This is a genomic window from Bacillus sp. JJ1764 (genome assembly GCF_036962145.1).
Classification (GTDB): domain Bacteria; phylum Bacillota; class Bacilli; order Bacillales; family Cytobacillaceae; genus Neobacillus.
In genome coordinates this window covers 1-20,418 of sequence record NZ_JBALNY010000031.1, presented here as the reverse complement: position 1 = coordinate 20,418, position 20,418 = coordinate 1, and the positions used below count along the sequence as shown (strand labels likewise).

Sequence of the window (20,418 nt, the reverse complement as noted above, 5' to 3'; positions counted from 1 at the left end):
TTTCAATGGGGATTGGTATTTGGGTTACTAGCTTTTTTGGAATTATCTCCAATAACCCGGGCTTGCTAGTTAATAATCATATATCCCTTACGTTATTATCAATTTTTATTGGTATTGCTTTTACCGGGATGGCATTTTTTCCCTTCTTCGGAAAAGAAATAAGATTCATTCATTTGTTTGCAGGAAGCTTGTTTTTAACAGTAGCTATACTGGGTATTCATATTTTTAGCATATATTCACTCAACATGACGATAAAATATAATTTGCCATTATTTATTTTTTCTGGAACCCTAATATTTGGTGCATTCTTGTTTTCATTATGGATTCTTTTTTCAACTAGGAACTTTACAACTGGTCATCGAGTTTGGTTAAAACCGGTTAGCGCGTTGATTATGTCAGCTGCCATCGCCGAAGGACACATGCTATTATATAAATCCTCTGTTATTTTGAGTACAAATGAATTATTGGACAGTACCGGAGCTGGAAATTCATTTTTCATTTATTTAGTGTTATTTGTATCCGTACTCATTATGGCAGGACTCATTGTATCAAGCACCTTAATCAGTAAACAGTTGGCTACATCGGATACCAATTTAAAGGATATTAAAGCAGCACTTGATGCATCCACGATTGTAACCATCACTGACCCGTTGGGAACGATTGTTTTTGTAAATGATAAATTTGAAGAAATATCAAAGTACAAAAAGGAAGAAATCCTTGGAAGAAATCATCGAATCCTAAATTCGGGATATCATACCAAAGAATTTTTTAAAGACTTATGGAATACCATTCAATCTGGTGAAATATGGCGTGGGGAAATACGTAACAAAGCAAAGGACGGGACTTTTTACTGGGTGGATACGACGATTGTTCCATTTCTTAATAAAAAGGGCAAGCCGATTCAGTATATAGCAATACGATCGGACATCACTAAGCGCAAAGCGGCTGAGGAAAATCTAATTCAATCCATGAAAGAGGTAAAGGACATCACCTTTGCTCTAAATCAATCTTCCATCGTAGCAATTACCGATGAAAAGGGAAGGATCACCACAGTTAATGATAAATTCTGTGAGATCTCAAAATACTCTCGTGAGGAATTAATCGGAAAGGATCACCGGATTCTTAATTCCGGCTATCATTCAAAAGAGTTTTTCAAGGATATGTGGCGAACAATTGGCCAAGGGCACGTATGGCAAGAGGAAATTCGCAATAAAGCAAAGGATGGAACTTATTATTGGGTGGATACGACAATTGTTCCTTTTTTAAATGAGAATGGTAAGCCGTATCAATATCTTGCGATCCGAAATGATATTACTGAACGGAAGAAGCAGGAGGAAGCTTTGCACCGTCAGGATAAGCTGGCCGCCGTTGGGCAACTTGCTGCTGGTGTAGCCCATGAAATACGAAATCCATTGACATCAATGAAAGGATATACTGAATTCTTGCAATTGGACGAAAAGGATCCGGATCGCCTAGAATTTTTAAATATCATTTTAGATGAAATAGAACGGGTTAATACCATTGTTGAGGATTTCATGGTTCTTGCCAAGCCTAAAGCCGTTGAACTGGAAGAGAAAAATGTAGTTCCGGTTATTAAAAATGTTGTCTCTCTGCTCGAATTTGAGGCTAGAAAGAAAAATGTGCGTATTCACTTCAACTGCAATCAAGAAATCATTCAAATTGAATGCGATGAGAACCGCTTGAAACAAGTATTTCTAAACTTTATTAAAAATGGTATCGAAGCCATGCCGAATGGTGGGGATCTCCACGTAAATACAATGATTCATGAAAATAATGTCCAAATTTCTATCCAAGATACAGGGGTAGGAATACCAAAGGAAAAATTGGAAAAGCTAGGTGAACCGTTCTTTACAACGAAGAAGAATGGAAACGGCTTAGGCTTAATGGTAAGCTTTAAAATTATCGAAAGCCATAATGGAAAGGTATTTGTTGAAAGCGAACCGAATAAAGGAACCACCTTTAATATCTTACTACCAGCAAGAACAGCTTAAACGGGGTTTATCCCCGTTTTTTTGTTTGCATTTTTTTCGAAAAATATTTAAAAAAATAAAACCTATAACACGTTTAAATAGATTAATATGATTATATAGGTATTTATGTTTTTCTAGGAGGAGATGTTAGTGGGTGCATCAAGTTTAGTAAAAACCATATGTGGTTACTGCGGTACTGGTTGTGGATTAATCCTTGAAGTTGAAGACAACAAAATCATGAAAATTCGCGGTGACAAGGAAGCTCCCGTAAATAAAGGACAAACCTGTGTAAAAGGAGCTTTTGCTTATGAATATGTTCATGCTCCTAACCGCTTAACGTCACCACTGATTCGAAAAGCCGGAAAGCTTGTTGAGACAACATGGGAGGAAGCCTATCAGTTTATTGCGAGCAAATTGACGGATGTGAAAGATTCATTCGGTCCCAATGCCATCAGTATGTTTGCATGTGCTAGAAGTACAAATGAATCAAACTATGTGACACAAAAGTTTATGAGAACCGTTATTGGAAGCAATAATATCGACGGTTGTAACCGAACGTGACACGCTCCTAGCGTTGCCGGTCTGGCAACTATTTTTGGAAGCGGTTCACCAACGAATACCTTAGACGATTTTGACAAAGCCGAGGTATTATTATTAATGGGCTCGAACACTACGGAGGCTCATCCAATTATTGCAAACAGGATGAAAAAAGCCGTTAAATCAGGTCTCAAAATTATTGTCATAGATCCAAGAAAAATCGATATGACGAAGGTGTCACATCGTCACTTACAAATTAATGTAGGGACCGATATTGCCCTCATTAATGCCTTTATTCATGTTATTCTGAAAGAGAAATTGTATAATGCAGCTTTTGTAAAACAATTCACGATTGATTTTGAGAAGCTTGAAAAACAGGTTGAGCGATACACTCCTAAATATGTGGCTGCCATAACTGGTTTAACCGAAGAAGATATTGTGGCAACAGCCAGGGAATATGCGAATTCAAACGGCTCAATGATTGCTTATACTTTAGGAATCACGGAACATCATTGTGGAGTAAATAATGTATTTGACATAGCAAACCTAGCACTGTTAACTGGAAATATCGGAAAACCAGGTACAGGCATCATGCCTTTGCGCGGACAAAATAATGTCCAAGGTGCAGGAGATATGGGCTGTCTGCCAAACCAATTGCCTGGGGCAATGAGCCTAGCAAATGATGAATACAGAGCCCGTTATGAAAATGAGTGGGGAGTTATGCTTAATCCTCAGGCAGGCGACACGCAAACTAGGACTTTTGACAGAATTGAATTAGGTGAATTGAAAGCACTATATATTATTGGAGAAAACCCGCTCCTTGCCGATGTTCATATGAACCATACTAAAACACTATTTGAAAAGCTCAATTTATTGGTTGTTCAAGACATTTTCATGACAGAAACTGCTAGAATGGCAGATGTTGTCTTGCCTGCCCGTTCATGGGGGGAAACAGAGGGGACGTTTACCAATACAGACCGTAGAGTCCAACGTGTACGCAAAGCTGTTGAAGCCCATCCAAACACAAAAGAAGACTGGGTGATTCTTTCAGAGCTGGCAACATTAATGGGCTATCCAATGCTTTATCATAATAGTGAGGAAATTTGGGATGAAGTAAGACGGCTTGCCTGGGAGATGTATGGTGGAATTTCTTACTCTCGTTTAGAAAATGAGTATAGTCTACATTATCCGTGCCCTGATGAATCCCATCCGGGAACATTCATCTTGCATGAAAGATTTCATCAAACAGAGGCTGTATCGAAAAAGTCCCCATTTGTTCCGGTTGATTACACGCCGCCAATGGAGCTGCCTGATGATGAGTACCCGTTTATGCTGACGACGGGAAGACGTTACGAATCATATAATACACATTCCCAAACTCGTCATTATGCAGCCGGTGTTAAAATCAAGCAAACAGAAGAGACAATCGATATCCATCCCGAAGATGCAGCGTTGTTGGGGATCGCTGATGGTGAAGTGGTACATGTTCGTTCGAGAAGAGGAGAACTGGACGTAAAAGCAAAGATTACTGAACAGGTCGTGCCAGGACTCGTCTTTATGAGCTTCCACTGGAGCGAAACACCAACTAATGTATTAACATTAAACGAATACGACCCAATCTCCGGAACGGCCGAGTACAAAGCCTGTGCCGTAGCGATTTCTAAAATTATATAATGGTTATTTAAGATAGTGCAGCGTATGGGCTGCACTATTTTTTTCGATTATCTTTCAGGCTAAAGGGGAGACGAGAAAGTCAGACAGTGACCGAAGATGAGCTAACTTCATAAAGCCAGCGCCGAAGGTATAAGGAACAAAACGGTTGTTATGAAACCATTATAAAGCCAGCGCCGAAGGAATAAGGAACGAAACAGTCGTTATGAAACCATCATAAAGCCCGGCCGAATGATTATGGAATGAAACAGTAGTTATGAACCTTTTATAAATCTCACTTCCTATCTATTTTCATCGAAACGGTCCCTATGAACACCTAGAACCGATGGCCACGTGGCACCAAAAAAAAGCTGCCAAAACTGGCAGCTTTAATGAATAATTTTAACAGTAACTTCCTTTTTCCCCCATTCCATTGCATCTTCTTCGGATGGGATAAAAACATCAATGCGATTTCCTTTAATGGCACCGCCAGTGTCAGCAGCAATGGCTTGGCCATATCCTTCTACATATACCGTACTACCAAGTGGAATCACCTTTGGATCTACGGCAATAACTTTGGCTTCTGGATTTTCCTTAATATCAACACCAGTTGCTGTGACTCCTGAGCACCCTTCGCAAGAAGCAGTATAAGCAGTAGCCTTTACGGTGATTTCTTGTGTAGCCTGTTGTACAGCTGTTGCTTCTTCAGTGGATATAGGTTTATCTGCCTCAACTGGTTTTTCAGTCTGTGCCTCTGCGGGTTTATCATCAGTTACTTCCACAGGTTGCTCAACATTCGATGGAGCGGGTTCTGTTTTAACTGGTACACTAGTAACCTGGGGTACAGATACAGATTCTACCTCTTTGGCAACATCTCTTTGCTGAATTCGTTGTGCAACTACTTCCGGAGTAGTGACTTGCGTAGGCTCAGCGGCAACCGTAACCGGATATTCCGGTAATACTTTTATGATATTTTCTTGCTCAGCTAAATCATGAATATGATCTGCAATAGCCCAAAATGTAGTTTGATTTGTCGCATTGCTTTGGGTATATAAAGACATTTTTATAGGATCTGCCATTGTGAAAGTAAGGGATAAATCCTGCCATTTTTTTAAACTCTGTTTGGCATGGTGATCTTGTTGAACAACGCTTTTTAAAGGAATCTCTTCAGCCTGCACCTTAGCACCAAGAGATACTGAGAGTACAGCAACTGTTATCATAGAATATATTTTTTTTATCATGTACATACCTCCCATTTCTTTTGCTGCTAACTGTAACCATGATAACATGGTATTTCCTCAGAAAAAGAACAGGGAGATGTTAATTTATTTACAAGAATGGCGATTATATTACGATAATATTTCTATCCCATTCATTAAAAAAACATACCGGGGATTACCCGGCATGTTTGATTGCTGTCTTTGCAGCTGTAGTTTTTCTTTGATAGAAGTAATAGTTTAAAGCAAATGAGATGACATAGAATCCAATAAAGAAGTAGAATGCTGTAACTGGAGTACCAGTAGCTTTTACGGACCAACCAAATAATTTTGGAATTAAGAATGAACCGTAGGCAGCAAATGCTGCAGAGAACCCAATAACTGGAGCTGCTTCTTTAGGAATAAAGATGTTCGGAATCATTTGGAATGTTGACCCTGAACCAATACCAGCTGCTAAGAATAGTACTAAGAATGCTGCTAAGAAACCATTAAATTGATGAGCATTTAGGAAGAAGATTACGCCTAGTGCTCCAATTGTCATGACTACAAATACGACTGCAGTAACTTTTGCCCCACCCAATTTATCTGCAATCCATCCACCGACAGGTCTTGCAGCTGCTGCAACTAATGCACCAAGGAAGGCAAGAGAAATATGTTCAGGGAATTGAGATTTCAATAATAACGGGAATGCTGCTGAATAACCAATGAAAGATCCGAATGTTCCGATATAAAGAATCGTCATGATCCAAGTGTGTTTACGTTTCACAATCACAAATTGCTCTGCAACTGATTGTTTTGCTCCAGGGACATTATCCATTTTAAATAGAGCAAGTAAAGTCATAATGATGATTGGAATTACCCAAACGAATGCAGCGTTTTGTAACCAAAGAGCTTGACCGTTTGCCAGAACTTGTTTGTCACCAACTAAAGCAAATGTTCCAGATGTAATAACTAGTGGTGTTACGAATTGAACAACAGATACACCCATGTTTCCAAGTCCGCCGTTGATTCCTAGAGCAGTACCTTTTTCTTTTTTAGGAAATAGGAAGCTGATATTTGCACTTGAAGAAGAGAAGCTGCCTCCGCCTAATCCACAAAGTGCAGCAAGTAAAAGCATCGTTGTGTAAGATGTGTCAGGATTTTGTACGGCAAAACCAATGCCTATCGCTGGAATAGCAAGTAATGCTGTTGAAATGACAGTCCAGTTTTTTCCGCCAAATGAGCCGACAGCAAAAGTATAGACAAATCGTAGTGTTGCACCGACTAAACCTGGTATAGCTGATAGAGTAAATAATTGTTCTTCTGAAAAGTGGAAGCCAACATCATTAAGCCTGATAGCAACAACTGACCAGATCTGCCAGACAATAAATGCTAGCATAAGTGATGGTACTGAGATCCATAAGTTTCTTCTTGCATGTTTTTTTCCTTCGGCATTCCAGAACTTTTCATCCTCTGGATTCCAATAAGTAATTCGGGCCATTATTTATTCCCCCTAATCCTTTATCCTTATTTTTCATTTCTGAAGTAGTTAATGTTTACATTGTTAATATAAATCACATGCCAACCTTAATTTTGTGACGTACGTCACAAAAGTGGTGAAGGAATTGTGAACACGGGGAGGATGACAAAAAGTTGTCAAAAAGTCCTTTTTCACAAAAAAAAGACCCTATTACGTGAAAAGGGTCCCTAGTTAGAATTACTATTTTTCTGTTTCTTCTTTAAACATACCAACATAATTTTTGGTATCGCCTGAATCATCCTTAATAGCTGTTATGGTCAACCACTCCTTGTAGATTTCATCGTTTTTCCGCTTATTCCAAATGAAGCCTTCCCAAAAGCCATCTGTTTTTAATTGCTCCCACATATCTCTATAAAAATCATTTCCATGTTCTCCAGATTGCAGCACACTTGGTGTTTTCCCGACGACTTCTTCTTGAGAATATCCGGTGATTCTTGTAAAGGCAGGATTTACTTTTTGGATAATTCCATTCACGTCTGTAAGACAAATACCATCTACTGCATGGTTGACAATTTTAGCGGAGATATCCAATTTATCTTGATAAAATAGCCATACTACGATAACCAAACTCGCTAAGGAAAATTCGGAAAGGGACATAAATCCAATCGCATAATGCCCAGTCCAATTAAATAAGATCGTCAGAATAATCGGTGGAAAAAAACCACCTAAACCACCCATAGCTGAAACAATTCCGTTTACAATTCCTGCCTGTTTTGAGAAAAATAAAGGGACTAATTTAAAGATTGCACCATTTCCGATTCCGGCAAAGAAAGCTACTAACAAACAGCCAAAGGAATAAATAGGCAATGATGGAGTGAAAGAAAGTAAAAATCCGGCAAATGTCAAACTAAAAAAGACTGCCATTAAAATGATAAATGGATTTACTTTATCCCCCAGCCAACCGCCAATCGGTCTGAAAATGGTGGCCAAGGCAATAAAACCTGCTGTTCTTAGTCCAGCATCCACTTTGGTTAATTCAAAATGATTAACCAAGAATGACGGTAAATAAATAGTAAATGCCACAAAAGAACCAAATGTAATAAAATAAAACAAGCTTAAACACCAAAGTTTAGGATTTTTATATACTTCGTTAATTTGCTTTGATAATGGAATGTGTGCTTTTTGTTCTTTACGATCACCAAAAAGGAAATTTAAGACAGCAAAAAATAAAACAATAATTAAATAAATTTTGACTGTTGATCTCCAACCAAATTGGTCAGCAAGAACAGGGGCAAGAAAAGAAGTAATGGCTGTTCCGATATTTCCTGCACCATAAATACCATTAATAAAACCGTGTTTTGATTTTGGATAGTACTTCGGTAGAGAGGTGACACCAATAGAAAATACGGCACCTCCAATACCCAGTAAAAATCCTCCTAAAATTAGGACAAGTAAGGAACTTGCGTAGCTAATAATCGCGATTGGCGCTAAAAGAACTAAAAAGCTGATTGAAAATAAAAGTCTTGCTCCAAAACGATTCGTCCAATAGCCGATTGGGACCCTTAAAAGTGACCCAAGAATAACTGGTACAGCGGTGGCCCAAGAGATTTGGGTAGAAGTTAATGAAATATCTGATTTAATGAATGGCATAAGTGATGAAATAAGTACCCAGACCATAAAACCAGCTACTAGGCTGCTTGTTTGGACCAGAAGTTGTTTTGTTCCTCTATTCATGATAATCCCCCTTATTCCCGTTTACTTATTATTCCAAAATTATATTAAATTAGTATAAAATATACGATATGAAAACGCATGAAAAATTTCCCTTATAATATTATAAAAGAACCCCTGTTATTACACAGTGAGGTACGGCACAATTATTAATGATTTACAGAATTTATTTCTGGTAGTATATTTTTCCTGTGAAGTTCATATATTCCAATTTAGCTTAAGAGGAAGAATATATAAAGTAAGGATTTAAAAAATATATTTGTGAACTGTTGGGGAAAAGTAGAATAAACAGGTCCTTACAAATAGAAATATATCAACAAATTTAAAAGGGATAGGAAGGAAATTATGCAAAGGAAAAAACCATTACTTGATCCACCTAAAATTCTTGTGATTGGATTTGCAGTAATCATTTTCATCGGGGCTTTATTATTAACACTCCCAGTTTCAACAAAGGATGGGCAAGGCTTGCATTTTTTAAATGCGTTATTTACAGCCACTTCTGCTACCTGTGTAACAGGACTAGTTGTGGTCGATACAGGAACCACCTTTACCATGTTTGGTCAATTGGTTATTTTATTTTTAATCCAAATTGGCGGCTTAGGATTTATGACCTTTGCAACTCTTTTCGCCTTTCTATTGGGTAAACGGATTTCGCTTAAAGAACGGATCCTTCTACAAGAATCGTTAAATAATCTTTCAATGGAAGGTGTTGTTCGTTTAGCCAAAAGGATTTTGATATTTACTGCAGTCATTGAAATGGTCGGAGCCTTTTTTTTAACGATTCGTTTTTCATTTGATATGTCGCTCGGAAAGGCAATTTATTATGGAATATTCCATTCTATTTCTAACTTTAATAATGCTGGGTTTGATATTATGGGAGAATTTCGTAGTCTAACTGGGTATGTAAATGATCCGATTGTTAATTTAACTGTCTGCACGTTAATTACCTTAGGTGGAATCGGCTTTATTGTCATGAATGAACTTTATGAGTATCGACGTTCAAAACGTTTGTCCCTTCATACAAAGATTGTCATCATGACAAGTATCTTTTTAGTTGTCTTTGGGACAATAGGAATTTTCTTTTTAGATTACAATAATCCAAAAACGCTTAAACCGTTATCAATGACAGGAAAATTCCTTGGTTCACTTTTTCAGTCTGTAACCGCTCGTACTGCCGGGGCAAATACCATCAGTATTGGTGACATGACTCAATCCTCATTATTATTATTAATAATCCTCATGTTCATTGGTGCATCGCCGGGTTCGACAGGTGGTGGGATTAAAACAACGACATTTACTACCTTAATAGGAGCTATTTGGTCTCAAATTCGTGGGAAGGAAGATGTTATTTTTTATCGACAAAGGATTATTTATGAAACAATTTATAAGGCTTTAACTGTAACGTTTAGTGGACTATTTCTTGTCATTTTTGTATCTCTGATTTTAACAATAACTGAGCATGGCAAAGATTTTTTAATGATCATCTTTGAAGCAACATCCGCATTTGCAACAGTCGGTCTATCGATGGGGCTGACACCTGAATTGTCCCCATTTGGGAAAGCATTAATTATTTTTACCATGTTTGCAGGAAGGGTAGGCCCGCTAACCATTGCTTATGCTGTTACCATACGAAGAAATCCGGATGCTTTCCGTTATCCAAAAGGAAAAATCATGATTGGGTAGTATGACTTCTAAGGAGGGTTTTGGATTGGCTAATCAATATGCAGTAATTGGATTAGGCAGATTTGGATTAAGCATTGCTAATAAATTATTCGAATCAGGTCAAGAAGTGCTTGGGGTAGATATTAATGAAGAACGAGTGGACGAATCCCATCCGTTTGTGACACATTCTGTCATTGCTGATTCAACAGATCAGGAAGCGTTAAAATCAATTGGCATTCGAAATTTTGATACGGTTATCGTTGCAATTGGAAATGATATACAAGCTAGCATCTTAAGTGCTTTATTATTAAAAGAGCTTGGTGTAAAGAAGGTAATAGCCAAAGCTTTAAATAAATTGCATGGACAAGTCTTGAAAAAGGTTGGTGCTGATTGGGTAGTATTTCCTGAACGTGATATGGGAATAAGAGTCGCTCACCAGCTTTTATCGCCCAATGTGTTGAATTTCATTGAACTTTCCAAGGATTATAGTGTGGAAGAAGTCAGAATACCCGATCAGATGACAAATAATACATTAAGGGAACTTGATTTAAGAGCAAAATTTAATTTAAGTGTTATCGCCATTCGACATAAACACGAGATTGATATTTCCCCTTCACCGGATAAGATAATTGAAATAGGCGATGTCCTTGTTGTGATAGGTGATAATAAAAACTTGGAGAGTTTTGCTAACCTGGATTCTAAAGTATAGATAAAATATAAGGGGGAGAAGAAGCGTGAATTTTTATGAGACAAGTTCAATAGAAGAAAGACTTGTATTAATGGAAGAGCTGTATAAACAATTTTCCCAAAGAGCTCATCAGGTAGATCTAGATGGTAGTTTTCCATATGAAAATATTCAGGATTTAAAGAAGACAAGATATACAGCTCTAACCGTACCGACCAAATTTGGCGGAAAGGGCATTTCACTTTATGAACTTGTTCGACTTCAAGAAAAAATGGCTGAAGGGGATGGAGCTACATCGTTATCAATTGGATGGCATATGGGAATTGTTTTTAACTTAAGTGAAAAAGAGCTTTGGAACGAAACAGTCTTTGCGGAATTATGCGAAAAAGTACTATCCGGTCAACTACTGAATAGTGCACAAACAGAACCGAAGACAGGTAGCCCTACCCGTGGAGGAAGGCCAGAAACAACTGCAAAAAAAATCGGTGATGAATGGATCATCAATGGCCGTAAAACGTATACAACGATGTCACCTATGCTTGATTTATTAATTGTAAGTGCGACTATTCATGAATCAAATGAGGTCGCTAATTTTCTAATCCCTCGGACAACGCAAGGGGTAGAGATTGAGGAGACGTGGGATAGCATTGCCATGCGAGGAACCGGTAGTCACGATTTAATTTTAAAAAATGTTCAAGTACCTAATCAGTATTTAGTTGAGAAGCTAAATGATCATGATAAAAAAACGAATGGCTGGCTGTTGCATATACCTGCCTGTTATCTAGGGATTGCGAAATCGGCAAAAAAATATGCGATAGAGTTTGCAAGTAGCTATTCTCCAAACAGTATTACTGGGCCAATCATTGAACTGCCTAATGTTCAGAATAGATTGGGGGAAATAGAGTTATTATTAATGCAATGTGAATATTTTCTTTACGGGGTTGCAAAACAGTGGGATTTTTCAAACGATCAGGAAAAATTAAAACTGGGACCGGCGCTGGGTGCTGCAAAACTAACGGTAACCAACAATGCTATAAAGATTGTAGATTTGGCAATGAGAATTGTGGGAGCCCAAAGTCTTTCATTAAAAAATCCCCTGCAACGCTATTATAGGGATGTGAGAGCTGGTTTACATAACCCGCCAATGGATGACATGACATTAAAATCTTTGGCAACTATTAGTATAAATAATCAGTAAAATACAACCAGTCGAAAAATTTTTGGCTGGTTTTTTATTATGAAAAAAGGAGCAATCTACCTTCAAAAATTGTCGATTAATATTTATGTTTTTGGTTATTTTAAAAGAAAGGAGTGAGGAATTTGCCAAGAGGAAAAGAATTAGAACAACTACCGATGTCACATATTTCCCCTGGCGCAGGTAAGGATGCCGGGAATTTTGATCGAGAAGTGTTAGGAAGCATCGTATCAAAAGAACAGCCGCAGCCTGGTAAAATCCAAAGAGGAAAATAAAGACGTAATTTAAGGCAGGAGATTCCTGCCTTTCGAAATTTTGTTTTATTCTTCAACCAATTCGTTTATTTCCACAGTAGTTCGTTCTTCAAGAGGACCCCTTAAATGAACAGTTGCTGTTCTTCCGTCTTCATTTAATTGATCAATCCACACAGAGGCACCATTATATTTAACCTCAATATCAGCTGAAGAAGATAAAATTTGTTTTACACGATTTACATTCACAACCAACACCTCCATCAAATTTTCATGTTAGTTTTTGTTATCTTTCTTGCAATCATACGCGTACAACTTGTAATCGTTTTCTTCTATATAATAATAGGAGAAAGTCAGTTTATAGATCATACGGGTAATCAATTTTAACGCCCTCAATAGTACNNNACTTATTAAGCTCATCATGTAGTTCTTTTGGAGCACCTGGCTTAAGATGCCAGTTTCCTGGTTCATCCACAAAATAGGGGCTTTTAGTAAATTCCGGCCTAATTCTTGGCATTAGAAAATTCTCCTTATTTGTTATGTAGACTTGATCCTTATTAGTATGTTCCTTATTTTATGAAAATATTTCATCTAAAGATAAGACTAAAAGCCGATTGAATATCCCATTATTCGTGTATATGATAGTGGGAAATGAAAAAAACAATTTCTTGCTTGGTAAAAGTAATTTCTTCTTGAGATCATGGAACCAAAAAAAATGAAACTAAATGGAAATCAAAAACGTCTTATATAATTGAGACTGAAAAAGACATGTCCAAAGTGAACGGGGCATATTAATTAAGAGATGTTTTAAGAGAAAAATGGGGAATGGAACAAGGCAAAGGTTGTCGAAAAAAGCAGAAAAAAGACAGAGTCCTATAACACAAAAAATGGGATAATTTATGTTTTTCTTTTTATAAAAAGTGTGATATAGTAATTGAGGTTCGTTTACCGAAGCTTAATTTGGTAAGTGAGAGGAGAAATAGGCAATGAAGAAAATTAGACTTCCTAAAAAACTAAACAATAATCACATGACGTTTTTTGCAATTGCTGTAGTACTGTTCTGGGTCAAAACGTACGCGGCATATCAAATTGAATTTAATCTAGGTATAGATAACAATCTGCAGAAATTTTTATTATTAATAAATCCAATAAGCTCTGCGTTATTCTTTTTTGGATTAGCTCTTCTTTTTAAAAAGCGTTCAAAACTGGTAATGATTATTACCAACTTTATTTTATCCTTCTTATTGTATGCTAATATTGCTTATTATCGGTTTTTTAATGATTTCATTACGGTTCCGGTATTAATGCAGACGAAAACAAATGCGGGGCAGCTGGGAGATAGCGCACTTTCATTAATGTCTCCACTTGATATTTTTTACTTTACGGACTTTTTTGTATTAATTGCACTTGCATTAACTGTATTTAAGAAAGTAACGGTAACGAACAGAAAATCATATAAGATTGTTCTTTTAATGGCTATTACAACATTTCTTTTTAACTTAGGTTTGGCTGAAAAGGATCGTCCGCAGCTTTTAACCCGTTCTTTTGATAGAAACTACCTTGTGAAATACCTAGGTGCCTATAACTTTACCATTTATGATGTCATTCAAAATATAAAATCATCCAGTCAACGTGCATTAGCTGATTCAAGTGATATTACTGATGTAGAGAACTATAGAAAAGCAAACTATGCTGCTCCGAATCCTGAATACTTTGGTAAAGCAAAAGGTATGAATGTGATTTACGTCTCAATGGAATCTTTCCAATCATTTATGATTGATTACAAAATGCCAGACGGCCAAGAAGTTACTCCATTTCTAAATTCATTAGCACATGATGGCAATACATTCTATTTTAATAACTTTTACCATCAAACAGGACAAGGGAAAACTTCCGATGCAGAATTTTTAATGGAAAACTCATTATATCCAATGGCACAAGGCGCAGTTTTTGTGAACAAAGGTCAGAATACTTACCAAGCAGCCCCTGCAATTTTAAAAGGCTACGGGTATAATTCAGCAGTGTTCCATGGAAACTATAAGACATTCTGGAACCGAAATGTAATGTATAAAGCATTGGGTTATGATCAGTTTTATGATGCAGAATATTACAGCATGTCAGATGAAAATACAAAGAACTACGGTATGAAAGATAAGCCATTCTTTAAAGAATCTATGCCATTATTGACTAGCATGAAACAACCTTTCTATACAAAGTTTATTACATTATCAAACCATTTCCCATTTGCCATGGATCCAGAAGATACTGATTTCCCTGCTGGGGATTATGGTGATACGGTTGTTAACCAGTACTTCCAATCTGCTCATTACATGGATCAAGCTTTGGAACAGTTCTTTAATGATTTAAAGGCATCAGGTTTATATGATCATACGGTGATCGTGATGTATGGTGACCATTATGGTATCTCCGAAAACCACAATGATGCTATGGCGAAAGTATTAGGTGTGGATGAGGTTACGCCAGTTATCAATGCAAAACTACAACGAGTTCCTTTATTCATTCATGTACCTGGAGTTAAAGGCGGGGTACAATCCCAAGTGGGTGGAGAAGTAGACGTTCGTCCAACTCTTCTACATTTATTGGGAATTGACACAAAGGACTATATGGAATTTGGTTCAGATTTATTATCACCACAACACCGTAATTGGGCATTATTTAGAAATGGCGATTTTGCCTCATCTGACAAAATTCAAATTAAAGATAAATGTTATTCTGCCGAGACTGGTGAATTAACAGAACAGGCAGATGCATGTAAAGAAATTTCCGATAAAATCAGTACCGAATTACAAATGTCAGATGAAATTGTCTATAAAGATCTATTACGTTTCTATAAGCCACAAGGTTATACTTCAATTAATCCAAATGATTATCAGTATTTAGGGCCAAAAAATAGTAAAGCAACGAAAACATCATCTGATCATTAAAAAAAGCTGTGCAAATGCACAGCTTTTTTCATCTTCATAATGTGCTATTATTTGTGTCCTTACTGCTGAATCTACTAAAAAATACTAAATTAATAGTATCCTCCCATAAAAGAAGCACCAATAATAATCAACAAAATGAACAGTACAACAATTAATGCAAAGCTGTTGTTTGCTCCAGTCATTCTTCCCACCTCCTTACAATTACTACATTACATTATGTTAGAGCATGTCCTTTAGTTTGAGTAAACGCCTAATGTGGCTTAAAAAGGGCAGTCCACAAATAAGTTTCCTTAAAAATGTTGAAAAATCATATATAAAAGTGTAATATTACACTAGGTGTAAAATTGAATTATTGGTAAATCCTTCATAATAGTAAGGGGAGAATAAAGTGGAACAGACGACAAGAGATCAGAGGAGAAAAATCTTTAGAAAAGAATTGTTTACTTTAATGGAAAAGGGATATCTTTCTGAATCAATCGTTGAAACAGTCGTAGAAGCAGATAACCTTTATCATATTGATCTTCAAGAAATAGAAGCTAGACAATTACCTGAAGTGAAACTAGAATCAGAAAATTTGGGATTACCCAAAAAACAGTCCAAGGTTAAAAAAACGTTAACTCCTGAGGAAATCCGGGAAAGAAATATAACATGGTCATTAAATATCGGAGTGATCTTTCTACTAATCGGAGGACTATTCGTCGCAACGAGTAATTGGGAAACAATGACAGCAATCATGAAAAGTGCCTCAATCGCTGTCGTTTCATTAGTGTTTTTTGGTATCGCCTTTTTAACGTATAAATTTTTACAAATTAAAAAAACGGCATTTTCTTTTCTTGTATTAGGTAGTCTTTTTTTACCCATATTCATCCTTTCACTTGGATGGTTTGGTCTATTGGGGCCCTATATGTCAATTTATGGAGGGGGAAGATACCTTCTCGGAGTGGTGGGTAGCTGGATTCCTGCGATCGTGTACATATGTATTGCTTATAAATTAAATTCTAGACCTTTTGTTTGGTTTTCATATGTGTTTGCTTCAGCAGGATTTGCCTTTCTATTAGCAGGATTACCAATCAATATTGATTTCTTTTATCTTGGGTTGACACTATTTAATGCTACCCTGATTTTCCTATACCACAAATGGAAAAACTGGTCCCGACTCCAATTATTTGTTAATGAATTTGTTGTTTTTATTCAAGTAAATCTTGTTTTAAGCACTATATTTCTGCTGTTTTTCTTTGATCACCCAGCCGTTTATGGGATGAACATCCTATTAACAGCGATTATTTATTTATCGATGATGTATGTAAGCGGGACAAGACATTATCATTTTGTCTTTAGCATCATGATTGTATATGGGGCCTATCAATTGGTTGAACATAGTTTTCTGGATTATTTTGGTGAAATCGTCTATGCTCTAATAGGTTTTGGTATGGTGTTGGTTCCAAAGAGATTGGATGAACGGTTTTCATTAGATAAAATCTTTCAGTATACCAGTGCGGTTATTTCAGGATTTGCCTTTATATATATAACTCTGGAAGGCATTCTTCTCCGTTCAGAGCACCATTCAGTGACCCTGATGATTGCATACTGGATTATTGCCATAAACTTTATTTATTTAACCCATAATAGTTCTATTCTGCTGTTTTCGTATCTAAGCTCTATATTCGCAGCAACTGGTATCTACGAGGCATTAATCATGATAACAGATGCTCATGTTTCTGTGATTTTATTTTTCAGTGGTTTTTTGTTATTTATTGTTTTTGGAGTCATAAAATGGTCAAAATATATTCTGGTGATCCAAAATAGTTCAAAAGATACCGGATTAGCAGTAATGGCATTAGCTATTTTATATACGTCGGCACTTTTTATGCGGTGGGAGCTAGGGGTTATGCTGTTGGCATTAGCCCTGATATCCTTTCTGGAATGGAAGTTTGAAACAAGGAAACCATTCACCCAAGCGGCGATATGGGCATTACCTATTACATTTGGTCTATCCTTTGCTGCGTTTGGAGAGCAAATAAACGCATATAATCTAGAGTATTCTTTATATTATGGTTCAGCAGTCCATTTTGCCGTCGCGGCATTTCTTGTTCTTGGTTCCAGCTTTGTATGGAAGAAAACAGGTGAAATAAAACTAGCCGAGACTTCCTTATATACATCTGTAGCATTTTATGGAATCAGCATACTCTATGCTCTGACTGGCCCCATCAATCAATTTTGGGTTCAGCCGCTTATTCTATCCATGGGGATTGGAATGCTTTATTATTTTTATAGAAAAGTGGGGGCTAAATGGATTTCGTATCTAGTAAGTGTGGAAACACTTTTAGCCTATTTTTCAATTATGCATTCCTTATTTGTTACATGTACAATTCCTGTTGCCATAAAAGCTTTAATTGTTACAGGTAGTGCAATCCTATTGCTATTCATTGCATTTGGATTGAGGAGAAAAGACAATGATTTGTCTCATGAATTTGCTCTGGTAGGTCATTGCATATATCCATTAACCCTCATTATTACTTGGTTTGTATATCATGCAGATTCGATTTACAGTTTTATCCTAGCAGTGTTGATTTACGGATATTGCGCTAAACTGGCATCGGTGGAATGGAAAATAAAAAGTTTCTTATATGGCAGTTTTACCACGTTATTTTTTAGTATCTTAACAGGGTTTGACTTTTTCATTGAAGAATATAGTGGGTACTATGAATTTCCAATTGTAAGTGTACTTCTCCTCGGGTTTTCATACCTGACGAATGATGAATTTAAAAAACGAACTACCTATTACTTTGTTCCATTTTCTATATTCGGGATCTTATGTATGCTTTGGACGTATCCTTTTCATTGGCAGACATACTTAGTTTTATGTACGTATGTGTTGATGACCTGTTTTTATATGCATAAAATCAAATGGGATCAATGGGGGATTATTCCACTATTTATGATGTTTATGGCAACCATGGAATTCTACTTTTTAGAGGAACTGGCTCCTTTCTCCAAAATCCTCCTATCTGGAGGAATTGGGGTGGGCATGGTTGCATTAGGTCAATTCCTATATGCTCAAATCTTTGAGGTTGGAACAAAGCAACGTACGTTTAAACTGGATGCCTATACATTGATTAGCTTTCTTTATTTTGGATCCTTATACTTTTTTGTTCAGCCTTATTTATGGTTACGGACGTTGCCGGGATTATTCATTGCGATTACCTTTTTATTGCAAAGTAAAAGAGTACCACAACAATTGTCTGTTTTCATGCCGATTCTTGGTGGTATTTACCTTTTACAGCCCTATTACGTGTTGATTGAATTATTAAATATTCCGCCTTTATGGCAAAGGGAAGTTCTTGTTCTGCCATTTATTGTAGTTGTCATCTTTATTAGAAAGATGTTAAAAGGACGATATAGTGGATTTACTAAAAGATTACAGTGGAGTGTTCTACTAATTGTTTCACTATTGCTTATTCAAGACGGCCTTGCGAGTAATACAATTTATGACGCGATTATTATCGGCTCACTATCTTTATTATCGATGATTGCTGGGATGACTTTACAAATAAAATCATATTTTTTTACGGGAGCAGGCGTTTTGCTATTAAATGTATTTCTTCAAACAAGACCATATTGGGGTAATATGCCTTGGTGGATCTATTTATTAATTGCCGGTTTCTTTCTGATCTTAATTGCCAGTTTGAATGAATGGAATAAGCAAAAAGTTCAAAAAGGAGAAACCACATTCATCACGCTCTTTAAGGAAAAAGTTATCAATAGGATAAAGAAATGGGAGTAGCTTGAAAAATACTTTAAAATCTGTTACTATATTAATAACTTAATATTACGGTATATTTTTTTGGAGGAGTCTGTCACCTAAGGATACGTATGTCCTTTGGTTGACAGGCTTTTTCTGTACCTAAAAAAGGGCCTGTATTCCATTTATGGGCTCTTTTTCTATTTCAATAAAAGGAATGGTGATTAGATGGATTTAATTTTTGAGTTAGCCATTATTTTAGTGGCGTCAAAACTGGCGGGGGAAATTAGTGTAAAACTGCGGCAGCCTGCCGTTTTAGGTAAGCTGTTAATCGGGGTTTTATTAGGTCCTGCTGTGTTGGGATTGGTTTCAGAAACTACAACTTTAGAGGAACTTAGTCAAATTGGCGTGATTTTATTAATGTTTATCGCCGGAATGGAAACAGATTTGCAGGAATTTAAGCGCTCAGGCAAAGCAGCAACACTCGTAGGTCTTAGCGGGATTATGGTTCCATTTCTAGTAGGTTACTTTGCAGGAATCATCATGAATATGACGACAGTTGAAGCCTTGTTTTTAGGATTATTACTTTCAGCTACCAGTGTAAGTATATCTGTCCAAGCATTAAAGGAATTAAATAAAATGCGAACGAAAGAGGGCGCCACTATACTTGGAGCTGCAGTCATTGATGATGTAGTCGTCATCATTGCCTTAGCCTTTTTAATGAGTATGGCTGGTGGAGATGTTAATTTGGGAATGGTCCTTATTAAAAAGGTATTATTCTTTGGGCTATCCATATTAGCTGCATGGAAACTCGTCCCTTGGTTTCTCAAGAAATTCTCTCCATTAAGAGTAACCGAATCACTGGTTTCTGCTGCGCTAATCATTTGTTTTCTATTTGCTTATACAGCAGAATTAGCTGGTGTTGCAGCCATAATTGGTGCATATATAGCGGGGGTAGCCATCAGTCAAACAAATTATCGCCAAGAAGTCTTTGAAAAGATAGAAACCATCGGGTATTCCATTTTTGTTCCTGTTTTTTTCACGTCAATAGGTGTAAAGGCAAGCCTTGATGGACTTTCTCAAAATATAGGATTGATTTTATTATTCAGCATAATCGCCATCCTAACAAAGTTAATTGGTGCGGCATTAGGAGCAAAATTATCTAATTTTTCATGGGCTAGTTCAATGGGAATTGGCGCAGCCATGGTCTCACGTGGAGAAGTCGCCTTAATCCTAGCCACCATTGGTTTGGAAGCAAAGCTAATTGGCCAAGAACTATTCTCTATTTTGGTCATTGTAGTATTAATTACTACTATCGTAACACCACCAATGATGAAATTCTTCTTTCAACAA

Annotated in this window: 14 protein-coding genes; 9 read left to right on the top strand and 5 right to left on the bottom strand. The window is 36.7% G+C overall.

From position 1 onward, the window contains the following. On the top strand, positions 1 to 2,012 hold a 2,012-nt coding region (locus V7083_RS04670), incomplete at its 5' end, for a PAS domain S-box protein (RefSeq protein ID WP_335475877.1). A gap of 123 nt (positions 2,013 to 2,135) precedes the next feature. Then, positions 2,136 to 4,202 carry a formate dehydrogenase subunit alpha gene (gene fdhF, locus V7083_RS04665; RefSeq protein ID WP_335475875.1) on the top strand — a complete coding sequence of 689 codons (2,067 nt, stop codon included), beginning with the start codon at positions 2,136 to 2,138 and terminating at the stop codon, positions 4,200 to 4,202. Positions 4,203 to 4,567: 365 nt separating this feature from the next. On the opposite strand, the gene V7083_RS04660 is transcribed toward fdhF, so the two are convergent. From V7083_RS04660 to V7083_RS04650, 3 genes are all read right to left on the bottom strand, one after another. Further along, entirely contained in the window at positions 4,568 to 5,419 is an 852-nt protein-coding gene (locus V7083_RS04660) for a 3D domain-containing protein (RefSeq protein WP_335475873.1), read from the bottom strand. 154 nt (positions 5,420 to 5,573) lie between these two features. Continuing rightward, positions 5,574 to 6,875, bottom strand: a complete 1,302-nt coding sequence (locus tag V7083_RS04655) for a NarK family nitrate/nitrite MFS transporter (protein ID WP_335475871.1) — start codon at positions 6,873 to 6,875, stop codon at positions 5,574 to 5,576. A 219-nt stretch (positions 6,876 to 7,094) separates the two neighbouring features. Then, positions 7,095 to 8,588, bottom strand: coding sequence for a nitrate/nitrite transporter (locus V7083_RS04650; protein WP_335475869.1), 1,494 nt, complete (start codon positions 8,586 to 8,588; stop codon positions 7,095 to 7,097). Between the two features lie 342 nt (positions 8,589 to 8,930). On the opposite strand from V7083_RS04650, the gene V7083_RS04645 reads away from it, so the two are divergent. From V7083_RS04645 to V7083_RS04630, 4 genes are all read left to right on the top strand, one after another. Further along, positions 8,931 to 10,268 (top strand): TrkH family potassium uptake protein, encoded by a 1,338-nt coding sequence (locus tag V7083_RS04645; protein WP_335475867.1) that lies wholly within the window; start codon positions 8,931 to 8,933, stop codon positions 10,266 to 10,268. A gap of 25 nt (positions 10,269 to 10,293) precedes the next feature. After that, positions 10,294 to 10,956 carry a potassium channel family protein gene (locus V7083_RS04640; protein WP_335475865.1) on the top strand — a complete coding sequence of 221 codons (663 nt, stop codon included), beginning with the start codon at positions 10,294 to 10,296 and terminating at the stop codon, positions 10,954 to 10,956. Between the two features lie 25 nt (positions 10,957 to 10,981). Continuing rightward, positions 10,982 to 12,130, top strand: a complete 1,149-nt coding sequence (locus V7083_RS04635) for an acyl-CoA dehydrogenase family protein (protein WP_335475863.1) — start codon at positions 10,982 to 10,984, stop codon at positions 12,128 to 12,130. Positions 12,131 to 12,252: 122 nt separating this feature from the next. Beyond that, on the top strand, positions 12,253 to 12,402 hold the full coding sequence (locus V7083_RS04630; RefSeq protein WP_335475862.1) for a hypothetical protein: 150 nt from the start codon (positions 12,253 to 12,255) through the stop codon (positions 12,400 to 12,402). 45 nt (positions 12,403 to 12,447) lie between these two features. Here V7083_RS04630 and V7083_RS04625 read toward each other — a convergent pair whose 3' ends face one another. After that, positions 12,448 to 12,627, bottom strand: a complete 180-nt coding sequence (locus V7083_RS04625) for an H-type small acid-soluble spore protein (protein ID WP_335475860.1) — start codon at positions 12,625 to 12,627, stop codon at positions 12,448 to 12,450. A 737-nt stretch (positions 12,628 to 13,364) separates the two neighbouring features. Here V7083_RS04625 and V7083_RS04615 point away from each other — a divergent pair. Then, positions 13,365 to 15,323, top strand: a complete 1,959-nt coding sequence (locus V7083_RS04615) for an LTA synthase family protein (protein WP_335475856.1) — start codon at positions 13,365 to 13,367, stop codon at positions 15,321 to 15,323. An 89-nt stretch (positions 15,324 to 15,412) separates the two neighbouring features. Here V7083_RS04615 and V7083_RS04610 read toward each other — a convergent pair whose 3' ends face one another. Then, the gene (locus V7083_RS04610) at positions 15,413 to 15,505 is read right to left on the bottom strand and encodes a YjcZ family sporulation protein (protein WP_335475854.1); all 93 of its coding nucleotides are present in this window, start codon (positions 15,503 to 15,505) and stop codon (positions 15,413 to 15,415) included. A 206-nt stretch (positions 15,506 to 15,711) separates the two neighbouring features. Between V7083_RS04610 and V7083_RS04605 the strand changes: the two genes are divergently transcribed. Both V7083_RS04605 and V7083_RS04600 read left to right on the top strand, forming a co-directional pair. Then, positions 15,712 to 19,107, top strand: coding sequence for a hypothetical protein (locus tag V7083_RS04605; RefSeq protein ID WP_335475852.1), 3,396 nt, complete (start codon positions 15,712 to 15,714; stop codon positions 19,105 to 19,107). 186 nt (positions 19,108 to 19,293) lie between these two features. Next, positions 19,294 to 20,418 (top strand): cation:proton antiporter (locus tag V7083_RS04600; RefSeq protein ID WP_335475850.1); only part of this gene is annotated, 1,125 nt, incomplete at its 3' end.